The 11,031-nt window shown below is 69.6% G+C and carries 12 protein-coding genes; 2 read left to right on the top strand and 10 right to left on the bottom strand.

Annotation, left to right across the window (positions count from 1 at the left end; all coding sequences use genetic code 11):
* The 9 genes from HPY23_RS22920 to HPY23_RS22880 form a co-directional block, all read right to left on the bottom strand.
* A partial coding sequence (locus HPY23_RS22920) for a transglycosylase domain-containing protein (protein WP_236017699.1) occupies window positions 1–649 on the bottom strand: 649 nt, incomplete at its 3' end.
* A gap of 111 nt (window positions 650–760) precedes the next feature.
* Entirely contained in the window at window positions 761–1,804 is a 1,044-nt protein-coding gene (locus HPY23_RS22915; RefSeq protein ID WP_091881655.1) for a hypothetical protein, read from the bottom strand.
* 4 nt (window positions 1,805–1,808) lie between these two features.
* A complete protein-coding gene (locus tag HPY23_RS22910; RefSeq protein ID WP_091881658.1) occupies window positions 1,809–2,105 on the bottom strand; it encodes a DUF6881 domain-containing protein in 297 nt (98 codons plus the stop codon).
* An 18-nt stretch (window positions 2,106–2,123) separates the two neighbouring features.
* Complete coding sequence (locus HPY23_RS22905; protein WP_091881661.1) at window positions 2,124–3,116, bottom strand: type VI immunity family protein; 993 nt, start codon at window positions 3,114–3,116, stop codon at window positions 2,124–2,126.
* The gene (locus HPY23_RS22900) at window positions 3,113–4,147 is read right to left on the bottom strand and encodes a DUF4150 domain-containing protein (protein WP_175539836.1); all 1,035 of its coding nucleotides are present in this window, start codon (window positions 4,145–4,147) and stop codon (window positions 3,113–3,115) included. Before HPY23_RS22900 ends, HPY23_RS22905 begins: the two co-directional genes overlap by 4 nt.
* Window positions 4,144–5,190, bottom strand: coding sequence for a DUF2169 family type VI secretion system accessory protein (locus tag HPY23_RS22895; protein ID WP_091881666.1), 1,047 nt, complete (start codon window positions 5,188–5,190; stop codon window positions 4,144–4,146). The genes HPY23_RS22900 and HPY23_RS22895 overlap by 4 nt, the downstream gene beginning before the upstream one ends.
* 9 nt (window positions 5,191–5,199) lie before the next feature.
* Window positions 5,200–5,463, bottom strand: a complete 264-nt coding sequence (locus tag HPY23_RS22890) for a hypothetical protein (RefSeq protein ID WP_091881668.1) — start codon at window positions 5,461–5,463, stop codon at window positions 5,200–5,202.
* 267 nt (window positions 5,464–5,730) lie between these two features.
* Window positions 5,731–6,723: a DUF808 domain-containing protein gene (locus HPY23_RS22885; protein WP_091882106.1), complete on the bottom strand. Its 993-nt coding sequence runs from the start codon at window positions 6,721–6,723 to the stop codon at window positions 5,731–5,733.
* A 114-nt stretch (window positions 6,724–6,837) separates the two neighbouring features.
* Complete coding sequence (locus HPY23_RS22880; protein WP_091881671.1) at window positions 6,838–7,308, bottom strand: PAS domain-containing protein; 471 nt, start codon at window positions 7,306–7,308, stop codon at window positions 6,838–6,840.
* Between the two features lie 210 nt (window positions 7,309–7,518).
* Between HPY23_RS22880 and HPY23_RS22875 the strand changes: the two genes are divergently transcribed.
* Window positions 7,519–9,000, top strand: coding sequence for a methyl-accepting chemotaxis protein (locus HPY23_RS22875; RefSeq protein WP_060847000.1), 1,482 nt, complete (start codon window positions 7,519–7,521; stop codon window positions 8,998–9,000).
* Between the two features lie 66 nt (window positions 9,001–9,066).
* A complete protein-coding gene (locus tag HPY23_RS22870; RefSeq protein WP_091881674.1) occupies window positions 9,067–9,381 on the top strand; it encodes a hypothetical protein in 315 nt (104 codons plus the stop codon).
* 121 nt (window positions 9,382–9,502) lie between these two features.
* On the opposite strand, the gene HPY23_RS22865 is transcribed toward HPY23_RS22870, so the two are convergent.
* Window positions 9,503–11,031: efflux transporter outer membrane subunit (locus HPY23_RS22865; RefSeq protein ID WP_420891342.1), on the bottom strand; the 1,529-nt coding region annotated here is incomplete at its 5' end.

The following is an 11,031-nucleotide window of genomic DNA, read 5'->3' as shown; positions in this document are numbered from 1 at the left end:
GCACCCGGTCGCGGGCCCGGCGGGCGGCCTCCGGGAACCGGTCGGGCCGGCGCGCCTCCGGCGCCTGGGGCAGCGCCACCAGCAGGGCGGCCTCGGCGAGGGTGAGCCGCGCCGGCTCGCGCCCGAAATAGGCGAGGCTCGCCGCCCGCAGGCCCTCGACCGGCCCGCCATAGGGGGCGAGCGCGAGGTAGAGCCGCAAGACCCCGTCCTTGCCCAACCGCCGCTCCAATTCGACCGCCCGGGCGATCTGGCGCAGCTTGGCCGTGAGCGAGCGCTCGCCCCGCGGCTCGACGAGGCGCGCCACCTGCATCGACAGGGTGGACGCCCCCGACACGATCCGCCCCGCCGCGAGCCACTGCCCGGCGGCCCGCAGCAGCGCCCGCGGATCGACGCCGGCATGCTCGCGGAAGCGCCGGTCCTCGTAGGCGGTCAGCAGGGCGAGGAAGCGGGGATCGGTCGCCGCCGGCTCGAGCGGCAGCCGCCAGCGCCCGTCGGCGGTGGCGAAGGGGCGCAGCAGGGTCCCGGACCGGTCGAGGACGACGGTCGAGCGGGCCTGCGCCGCGGCGAGGTCGAGGGGCGGGAGATGCGCGAGGGCGGACCCGAGCCAGACGGCCGCCGCGAGGACGAGGCCGGCCAGGCCCCATGCCATCCGTCGCACCGTCGACCCGTCGCCTGCTGCCATGCGGAATCCGACCCCGCCGCGACTGTGCCCCCGCGCCGGAGCCGGGGCAATCCCCGCCGGCAGGGGACCGGTCCGGCCCTACGCGGCACCCGCTCCGCACCGCTCGACGAAGCCGACCGCGCGGGCGCCGGTCTCCCGGGAGCTCACCGAGACCATCGCGACCGGCCCGGCGGCGGCGCGGGGGGGCGGGTCGGCCAGGGCGAGGGCGGGGAGCAGCAGGCCCGCCGCCGTGCCGCAATCGCCGAGATGCAGCGCGGGCGTCTCCGGATCGGCGGCGAGCGCGGCGATGCCGGCCTCGGGCGCGGCGGCGCGCGCGACCGCGACGCCGAACTCCTCGGCCCGCCAGCGCTCGCCGGTGAGGTCGGCCAGCAGGCGGTCCGGCGGCAGGAAGCGGGCACCGCGCGCGAAGGCCTTGGCGAGCCCCCGCCCGATCAGGCCCCGCGGCGCGGCCACGTCCTCCTCCTCGACGCCGCGGAAGACGCCGAGCACGGCACCGCGCCCGGGACCGTGGGCCGGTTCCCCGGTCTCGAGGCCGAGGGCCATCACGACCGCGGCCTCGCCGGGGATCAGGCCCCAGGGATTGCCGCGCATCAGGATCCGCTCCTCCACCGCGAGGCGGTCGAGCAGGAGCGGGTGGATGGCGCTGTCGAGGGCACCGACCAGGACGTGGTCCTCGGCCCCGTCCCGGACCGCGACGGCGGCGTGGGCGAGGTCGGACAGGGCCTCGGCCGGCCCGCCCGGCAGGAGGTCGAGGTCGCGCAGGAGGCCGGCATGCGGCTCCAGCAGGGAAGCGCGGAACGCGTCCCGGTCGGGATGCTCGCAGAGCTCCGGCCGCACCGTGAGCCGCAGGAGCCAGCCGCCCGGCGGCGGCGGCACCTGGCCGGCGCAATCGGCGAGCGCGGCGGCGAGCAGGCGCCGCAGCCGCCGACCGTAGTCGCGGCACTCGGCGATCGGGATCGCCTGGGCGAGCGTCGGTGGCAGCCCGTCCGCGCCGACGAGGGCGCGTTCGAACCGCTGTGCCCGCTCGCCCGCGGCGTAGCGCCGGGCGGTCTCGGCGAACGTGGCACCGAGCGGGCTGCACAGGCCGACGGCGAGGATGGCGGGGAGGCGGTCGGTGGGCATGATGCTATCGTGTCTGGCGCGCGCACGCCTCCGTCCAGAGATCCTCGAACTCTTCCTTGGTGATTAACCGGGCAGTCCACTCGGATGCGCCGTGAGCACGGAGTTCGTTGAGGGTCGGGAGGGCCGGGACGGAGAGTCGGGTGTCGCGCGTCTCCGTCTCTTCCGAGGCGCGTTCAATGCGCCCGTCGGGGAAATGTGCGACCCGGCGGACTTCGGCGCGGTCGTCCCTGCCGATTTCGGAGACGACCAGCGTAGGGTCGTCGTCGGTGGGGCGGGATATGTCGATTCTGATGTATTCCATCGAAAATTCCTTCGAAAATCAGTCAAAGCGCGTAATCCATTCGCGCGTCGCGGCGTTACCATCAACAATATCAGGTACGCGCAGGTACGGTCCGCTGTACTCTTCAAACCTGGCCGGCCTCAGGATTCTGTTGACGGCCTTATAGGCAGGTGGCACGTCATCATAATTGGCGTTGCCGATCATGGGCCGAGCGCCGGCCTGGAAAATGACTCCGGTATCATAACGATGTACAATGACACCCGCTGGAGGATGCTCTGTAGCTTTTACGATACTGGGATATTTTTCAAGTATAATCGAGCCTACGGCAGTCAACCAATTAACATCACGTATGACGTCTTCTCTTTTTTGTGTCTCAAGTCTAAAGCCATTAACGTCTGCGTAAACTAGTCCTGGAAATCTTTTGTAAATCGGATAGCAAATTTCAGGCTGGATGCTTGAGTATGTGCCATACAGCAGGGAAATACCCGAAACAGCGTAGCTTGAGCGCAATTTTTCACAGGTATACTTGAATAATTTGATGTAATCATCGATGTTTTCATTTAATCTATTTAGGTAAAAATTGTAGTATAAACTTCCGCCAAGTGCGAAATTGGCAGCGTCAATCAAGCAAGAAAAATCGATATGCGAGGGTTCGAACCTCTTTAAGCCCGGTTCTACTCCACGAACGTAGAATGACATTGGTTCGTCCGGTTGCTCGAAGCGCCAACGTAAGCGTCCATGCCTTATGAATGAGCTTATGTCTTTTGAGGAAATAAGCTTTTTGTTAGACGTATCAGAGGCAATGTATGCTTCTGGCGGATTTGAAATATTATAGTATCGCTCAGCCAAGTCTACAGCTGTATCTTTTAGCTGCTGTCTACCATTGGCAACGAAGTAAAATTCCGACGTAGCTCCAAAGCCACAGTTTATTAAATCATAAGAATGGAAAAAATATTTGTCATCAAGCTCGTAAAAAGCATCAGTGCGATTTAAGTATGCGATGTATGCAATAACTTCAGCGAGCGAGATCATGACAATTTCTCAATTATCGAGGTAGTGGGATGCCGGGAGGGCCCGGAATAGGCAGCCATTTCGGACCCTGATGGAGCGCGCGGCCGATCGCTTCGTATTTTCGCTGTCTTGCGAGAGCATCGGCAGTCTGTTCCGATTTTTTTGTCTTCTTCTTGATTACAATCATCACACTGCTTTGGAAATCGAAATTCTCCATTATAATTGGAGCCATATTTATTTGCGATCGCACGATAAGATAGGTCTTTCGCTGGGCCATTGGGGCCGTCATCTCCAAATTTAATATCCCACATATCAGTCATTTGGCCATCTTGAATATAAATTGCGTCTATCCAGCGGCTTCCGCTATTCCTCCAGAATGGAAATAGTTTGTTGGGACCGATTATTCCTCCCGGAGGCGTCGTCGAGCCGGGAAGGTTTTTCGGATTCAAGGGGTCCCAAAACCCGATCTCGGAGGCTAGACCGGTTCCTGACCCCGGATCGCCAGCAACAACCTCCGGATATCGGCTGCGGACATCTTTTGTAAAGCAAATAGAATATCGATTGCTGGCGCAGAAATTTTTATTTTTTACATAACAGGGGCATGCTATTTCGCAAATATAAACCTCTTTGCCGACTGGCTTCCTCGTTTGATATTCCCCGACGCTGACCGTATTCCCCCGGTTCATCAACATCTTGTCGGTCAACCGCGTGACCGGCCGGCCCTCCATGAACACGTTCGGCGACCAGGACAGCCACGTCGCCTCGTGCCGGTTCACCCCCGACGTGACGCCTCCGCCCGTGCCCGGCTCGTCGTCGTAGGACGGGTAGAAGCGCGAGCCCTTCACCCCGTTCATCGCCCCGCCATGCGAGCGGACGGTCACCGTCCCGTTCTCCAGGTCGCGGGCATAGGCGACGTTCGCGTACGGCACCGGCGCCACCGGCGAGCGGCACACGTCCGGCAGCGTCGCCCGCACGAAGCCGATCGCCGAGTGCTTGTGGCACAGGGTCAGGTCGTTGATCTTCACCGTCTCGTTCGAGGTCAGGCCGCTCACCGCGCCACCCCCGCCATCTGCCGAACCGTCACGGTCGAGCCCTCGACCGCGTGGTCGCGCCCGTTGCACGCCACGGCGGCGTTGAAGACCAGTTCGACGCTGCGCGCGCTCCCGTCGAGGATCGCCGCGACGAGGCGCAGCCGCTCCTGCGTGCGCGCCGTGCCGATGCGGGTGCGGGCCTCCAGGAGGACCTGCGGCAGGCGGAAGGCGTAGGGACCGTCCGGGTGCAGGCCCTCGACCTCGACCGGCTCGCCGCCGCGCAGCACCCCCGGATAGATCTGGTCGGCCGGGGCGGTCTGGTGGAAGGCCTCGGAAAAATCCTCCGGCGGCAGCGGCGCGCGGGTCGCCATCCAGGCCTCGTCGTAGGTGCCGGCATGGTCGAGGCGGGGGCGCCAGGCCGGCTGGAGCGGCCCGAAACCGTGCGGCGGCGGCAGCGGCCGGCCGGGCACGACCGGCCGGGCCGGGTCCTCGATCAGGGGCAGCGCCAGTTCGGCGCCTTCGGGCAGGTCGGACCATCGCGCCGTCCAGCCCCGCCCGACGGGGTTGTGCGGGTGCGGCGCGGCGGCGGGGCTGCCGGGCTCCGCGAACGGATCGACCCCGCCGAGGGCGGCGCGCCAGACCAGCCGCACGCCGGCGAAGTCCTCCGGGCCGTCCAGGGTCAGGCGGCCGCGGCGGCCCCCGGTGCGCCGCAACACCCGCCGGCCGCTGACGCGGGCGCGCTTCTCGATCGCGCCCACGCGCACGCGCACGGCGCAGGTCCGTCGCACCGCCTCGCCGGGGGCGCAGGCGATGCCCCGCACCAGGATGTCGGCCGCCGGCCGGAACGGCGCGATGTCGGCAGCGGCCTTCATCTCGCGGGCCTGCCCGTTGACGTACTCGCCCACGAGCCGGACCGGTGGAGGCTCCGGCGCCACGTCCAGAAGGCCGTCGGCGCGCAGCGAGAAGCAGGCGCGCACCGCGACCACCCAGTGCTCCACCCCGTGCCGATCGCGCAGGAACGAGCCTTGCGCCGCGAACGGGGTGCGGTTGTCCACCGCCCACATGACGGCGGCTCAGTTCAGGTCGATCACGGCGGCGCGCAGCGCGATCGTCTCGTCGGCCGTCCCGACGATCCGCACGCCGTCGACCCGGATGGTGCCGTCGCGCTTGAGCACCAGCCGGGCGATGCCGTTGGCGATGACGAGGTCGCCGGTGGCGGCGTCGACGCGCACCATCCGGGCGAGGGCCGCCAGATCGGCGGGCGGGGCCTCGCCGGGCGGCGCCCCGGCGGGGTCGAGCGGATGCGCGCCCGCCAGGTCGTGGCGCATCTGGTTCATGGCCGTGCTCTCCCGCCTCCGGCCGGCCGCAACGGCTGTCGATCGGCCGAGGCTGCGACCTACATTCGCTGCGGGAGGAGGTCGATACAGCCTGAAGGACCTAGAGGAAGGCAAGACCATCGCCTCGGATCGTGACCGATCCGGCCCTTCGCCGACGCCCATGTCCTGGCGACGCCGTCGCCACGCCTTCCGACGACGTCGCGGGAGGAGAACGGCGAGCCGCCGAAGTCGGGGGCCGGACCGCCGCGCTGGCGATCACGCCCCGGTCTATGCCGGATGCTTCCCGGCGGAAGCGTCGCGACGGCGCAGCAGGCCCGACACGCCGTTCACCACCGGGATCAGCACCCCGCCGACGAGGAGGCCGATGAGGCCCGAGGCCGCGGCCGTCACCAGCCATTCGATGGCGCCCCTGGCCGGTGGAAGGAGCGCGCCCAGGCTTTCCGCCGCGGCATGCGCCGCGTGCGCCGGGGCCGACAGGCCGTAGCCTTCGAGCCCGTGCATCAGGATGCCGCCGCCGACCCAGACCATCGCCGCCGTGCCGACGACGGCGAGCACCTTGAGCAGGACCGGCATGCCCCGGACCACGAAGCGGCCGATCCCCCGGATGAGGTTGCCGAAGGGCGCGCCCGCCCGGCTGCGGGCGAGGGCGAGCCCGGCATCGTCCGCCTTCACGATGAGGGCGACGGCGCCGTAGACCCCGACCGTGATCCCGACGCCGACGATTCCGAGGACCGCCGCCTTCATCCACACGCTGCCCTCCGGCAGGGCCGCGAGGGTGATCGCCATGATCTCGGCCGACAGGATGAAATCGGTCTTGATGGCGCCCGCCACCCGGCGCTCCTCCAGGGCCGGGTCGTGCCCGGTGCCGGCCGGCTGCGCCTCCTCGTCCCCGTGCGACGCATGCGGGAACAGGGCCTCGTAGACCTTCTCGGCGCCCTCGTAGCAGAGATAGGCGCCGCCCAGCATCAGGAGCGGGGTGATCGCCCACGGCGCGAAGGCGCTCAGCGCGAGGGCGCCGGGCAAGAGGAACAGCAGCTTGTTGCGCAGCGATCCCAGCGCGATCTTGCCGACGATCGGCAATTCGCGCTCGGCCGCGAAGCCGACGACGTAGCGCGGCGTCACGGCCGCATCGTCGATGACGACGCCGGCGGCCTTCGTCCCGGCGCGCGCGGCCTGCGCCGCCACGTCGTCGAGGGAGGCCGCCGCGCTCCTGACCATGAAGGCGACGTCGTCCAGCAGGGCCAACAATCCGACGCTCACCAATTCCCCCGGGCCCGTGGTTTCCCGCTGTTTCCGACAACGACGCTGGAAACGCGCCAGGGTGGTCTTCGATCCTCGCCGCCGTCAAGCTCCGGCCGGCCCGCCGTCGCGGCGTCACGCGAAGATGGCGGACCCGTCCGGCGGGAAGACGGGGGAGGGCGCGTCCGCGACGGGCCGGTAGCGGCCGGCCCCGCCGCGGGTCGGGCGGCCGCGGCGGCGGACGACCTCGCGCTCGAAGGCGATGTAGGCCTCCGGCGCGCCGTCGAGCCGCCGGATCGCCCGCACGTCGATCTCGCACAGGTAGGCCTCGCCGTCCTTGCGGTAGTTCTGCAGGCAGCCGAGGAACCGGCCTTCCGCCCGCAGGGCCCGCTGCACCTGGCGCGTCCCCTCCCGGCTCGTCCCCCGCCCCTGGAGGAGGCGCGGCGTCAGGCCGACCACCTCCGACGCCGCGTAGCCGCTCATCCGGGCAAAGCTCGGATTGGCGTACAGGATGCACGGCCCCGGGCGGTCCAGCCGCGCATCGGTCAGCAGCACCCCGATCTCCAGGCTCTCGGCGAACAGGCGGACGAGATCGACGACGGTCATGGCTCCGGCTCCGTGGCGCACCATCGATAATCAGGATTTGTTAACGTCTCCTCACCGGGGCGCGGCCGCTCATAACCGTGACATCCCGGGCCCCGGGGCCCGAATTAGGACATCGTTAGGCTTTTCCGCCAAGTGTCCGCAAGTATCGGCTGGCGTGCATCGAAGACAGTGTCCGCCCGCGACGTGATGATCGGGATGAGGCGAGGCGTCATGAGATCGCTGTTTAAGCGCGGGGCGACCAAGAACGGCCTGGAGATCGCGGCGCTCGCCGCCTTGCGCACCAACGTGATGATCGCCGACGCGGAGATGAACATCACCTACATGAACCCGGCGCTGCACCGGTTCATGCAGGACGCCGAGGCCGACCTCAGCGCCGAGCTGCCGCGCTTCGACGCCGCCAAGCTCATCGGCAGCAACATCGACATCTTCCACAAGAACCCGATCCACCAGCGCCGGATGCTGGCGGCCCTCGACCGGCCGCACGAGGCCACGATCCGCGTCGGCAAGCGGGTGTTCGATCTCCTGGTGACGCCGCTCGGCGCGCCGGAGGATCGCCTCGGCTTCGTCGTGGAATGGAGCGATGCCGGCGCCCGCCTGCTCAACCTCGACTATTCGAGCCAGATCGCCGCCATCGGCCGGTCCCAGGCCGCGGTCGAGTTCCTGCCCGACGGCACGCTCATCACCGCCAACCAGAACTTCCTGACTCTGATGGGCTACGGCCTCGACGAGATCCGGGGGAAGAACCACGCCATCTTCGTCGATCCCGAGACCCGGGCGAGCCGCGACTACGCCGAGTTCTGGGAGCGGCTGCGCCGCGGCGAGTACCAGGCGGCGCAGTTCCGGCGCATCACCCGCGACGGCCGGCCGGTCTGGATCGAGGGCTCGTACAACCCGGTCCCCGACCAGTACGGCCGCATCGCCAAGATCGTCAAGTTCGCCAGCGACGTCACCGCGGAGGTCAAGCGCCTCACCGAGCTGAAGGTCTTGATCGACGAGAACTTCGCCGAGGTCGACCAGGCGGTCGCGCGCTCGAACGACGAGGCCGAGCAGGCGCGGCTCGCCGCCGGCAAGACCTCCACCAACGTGCAGTCCGTGGCCGCCGCCGCCGAGGAATTGGCCCAGTCGGTCAACGAGATCGCCGCCAGCATGAGCCGGGCGCGGGCGATCAGCGACGAGGCGCACGCCCAGGCCAGCGCCGCGGGAGAGCTGACGCAGCGGCTCACCACCACGGCGGCGGCGATGAGCGGCATCGTCGGCCTGATCCAGACCATCGCCAGCCAGATCAACCTCCTGGCCCTCAACGCGACGATCGAATCGGCCCGGGCCGGGGAGGCCGGCCGCGGCTTCGCGGTGGTGGCGGCCGAGGTGAAGAACCTCGCCAACCAGGCCGCCCGGGCCACCGAGCAGATCGGCGGCGAGATCGGCAGCATCCAGGCCGTGTCGGGCCAGGTCGTCGGGTCGCTGCGGGCGATCCAGGAATCGGTCGACGCGCTGCGCGACTACGTCGTGCGCACCGCCACCGCGGTGGAGCAGCAGAGCGCGGTGACGCAGGAGATGTCGGCCGGCATGCAGGACGCCTCCGGGGCGATGGGGGCGATCGCCCAGAACATCGGCGCGATCTCGGCGGCGGTCGGTAGCGTCACGCAGGCGGTGGAGACCACCAAGGGCGCCGCCCGCGTGCTGGCGCGCTGACAGAAGGCCCGCCGCGCCGCAGCCGCGTCCCCCCCAAACGGACCCATTCGGGCGGGCAGACCGATCATGACCGAGATTGCCCCCTTTCCGCTCCCCTCGCCGGTCCGGGGCGGCGCCGAGGCCTATCGGCGGCTTGCGGCCGTCCTGATCGAGGCCGCCGCGTCCGGCACCGATCTCGGGCCGCGGGGCCACCAGATCGACCTTCTGCGCGAGGCGATCGGCACGGGCTTGCGCGACCTCGTCGAGGCCTTCGTCCCGGTGCTCGACACCCTGTCGGCCGACGATCCGGACCGCCGGGCGCTGATCGCGATCGTCGAGCGCTTCGTCCTGTGCATCCGCGCGGTGCTCGGCGCCGCCGACCGGCTCTCGGCCGAGGGCTGAGCCGGTGCGCTCCCTCGAGCGACCTGTCGTATCGGATGCCCTAGGCAGGCCAGCGCATCGCCCGCTCGGCTTCTCGTCTCGTCGCGGGTCCGCGTCGCGAAGTCGGCTGAGCCCCGTATGCTCACAGGAACGGCGCCGGGTCCTTCGGGTCGCGCGCCGGCTTCGCGTCGCGGCGGTTCCACCAGCCGCCGCCGAGGGCCTGGAACAGGGCTGCGGTGTCGGCGTACTGGTTGGCCTGGGCCTGGGCCTGGGTCACCAGCGCCTGGAGATAGGCCGATTGCGTGATCAGCAGCGAGGCGCTGCTGACGGCGCCGAGGCCGAACTGCTTGCGCACCAGTTCCACGCTCTGGCGGCTCGCCGAGACCGCGGCGTTGGCCGCCGCCACGGCGCGGCCGTCGGCCTGGAGGGCGCGAAGCGCGTCCGCCACGTTCTGGTAGGCGCCGATGACGGTGGCGCGGTACTGGGCCTGGGCCGCGACCAGGGTTTCCTCCGCCGCCTGCTGGCGCCGGAAGAGGGTGCCGCCGTCGAAGAGCGGCTGGGCGACCGCGCCGGCGATGGTCCAGAGGCTGGCGGCCGGGTTGAGGAGGGCGGCGAAGTTGGTGGCGCTGGCGCCGACCGCGCCCGAGATGGTGAATTGCGGCAGGCGGTTGGCCACCGCGACGCCGACCTGGGCGCTCGCCGCGTGGACCGCGGCCTCCGCCGCCTTCACGTCCGGGCGCTGCTCGATCAGCCGCGAGGGCAGGCTCACCGGCAGGGTGCGGGGCAGGTGGAGCGAAGCCAGCGTGAAGGTCTGGCTCACCTCCTCGCTCGGGAAGCGGCCGGCGAGCGCCGTGAGCAGGTTGCGCTGCTGCGACAGCGCCCGCTGCAGCGGCGGCAGCAATTGCTGCGACTGGGCGAGCAGCGCGGTCTGCTGCACCACGTCGGCGCCCGCGACCTGGCCGGCATTCTGCTGCTTGGTGATCAGGTTGAGGAGGTCGGTCTGGGCCTGGATCACCTTCTCGGTCGCGGCGATCTGGGCCCGGAGCGAGGCCTCCTGGATCGCCGCCGCGACGACGTTCGCGGTGAGCGTCAGGTAGGCCGCCTCGAGCTGCCAGAGCTGGCCCTCCTCCTGCGCCGCCTGCGCCTCGAGCGCCCGGCGGGTGCCGCCGAACACGTCGGGGGAAAAGCTCACCGTCACCTGCGGGGTGACGAGGCTGTAGAGGAGGGCGTTGTTGTTGAGCGGCGATTGCAGGTCGCCGCCGGCGGCCTTGTTGTAGGAGGCCTGCCCCCCGAAGCCGACCTGCGGAAAGAGCGCGCCGCGCTGCGCCTCGGTGGTGGCCCGCGCCGCCCGCAGGCTGGCCTGGGCGGCGTCGAGGGTCGGGTTGCGGGCGAGCGCCTCCGCCACCAGGCCGTTCAGCGCCTTGGAGCGGAACAGCGTCCACCATTCGCCCGGCACGTCGCGCCCCTGCGCGAAGCTCTGGGCGATGGCGCCGCCGCGGCGGTCCTCGCGGCCCAGCGCCGGGTCGCGCAGGGATTCCCGGGTGTAGCCCGTCACCGGCGGCGGCGTCGCGCCCTGGAAGTCGGGGCCGACCATGCAGGCCGAGGCGGCGGAGGCCGCCAGCGCCGCCGCCAGGATCCGCGCCGCGGTGCGGGCGGCCGGGCGGACGGCGG

The sequence above is a fragment of the Methylobacterium ajmalii genome (genome assembly GCF_016613415.1).
In the GTDB taxonomy this organism is placed as follows: Bacteria; Pseudomonadota; Alphaproteobacteria; order Rhizobiales; family Beijerinckiaceae; genus Methylobacterium; species Methylobacterium ajmalii.
Note: the sequence above shows the minus strand (reverse complement) of the source record. Positions and strands in the feature narration are given on the sequence as shown.

Bases quoted from the DNA above. Each gene is read 5' to 3' on its own strand.
- HPY23_RS22870 (WP_091881674.1), top strand. From the start codon at position 9,067: ATGACCGAGATTGCCCCCTTTCCGCTCCCCTCGCCGGTCCGGGGCGGC.
- HPY23_RS22880 (WP_091881671.1), bottom strand. From the start codon at position 7,308: ATGACCGTCGTCGATCTCGTCCGCCTGTTCGCCGAGAGCCTGGAGATC.
- HPY23_RS22895 (WP_091881666.1), bottom strand. From the start codon at position 5,190: ATGTGGGCGGTGGACAACCGCACCCCGTTCGCGGCGCAAGGCTCGTTC.
- HPY23_RS22905 (WP_091881661.1), bottom strand. From the start codon at position 3,116: ATGATCTCGCTCGCTGAAGTTATTGCATACATCGCATACTTAAATCGC.
- HPY23_RS22890 (WP_091881668.1), bottom strand. From the start codon at position 5,463: ATGAACCAGATGCGCCACGACCTGGCGGGCGCGCATCCGCTCGACCCC.
- HPY23_RS22875 (WP_060847000.1), top strand. From the start codon at position 7,519: ATGAGATCGCTGTTTAAGCGCGGGGCGACCAAGAACGGCCTGGAGATC.
- HPY23_RS22915 (WP_091881655.1), bottom strand. From the start codon at position 1,804: ATGCCCACCGACCGCCTCCCCGCCATCCTCGCCGTCGGCCTGTGCAGC.
- HPY23_RS22910 (WP_091881658.1), bottom strand. From the start codon at position 2,105: ATGGAATACATCAGAATCGACATATCCCGCCCCACCGACGACGACCCT.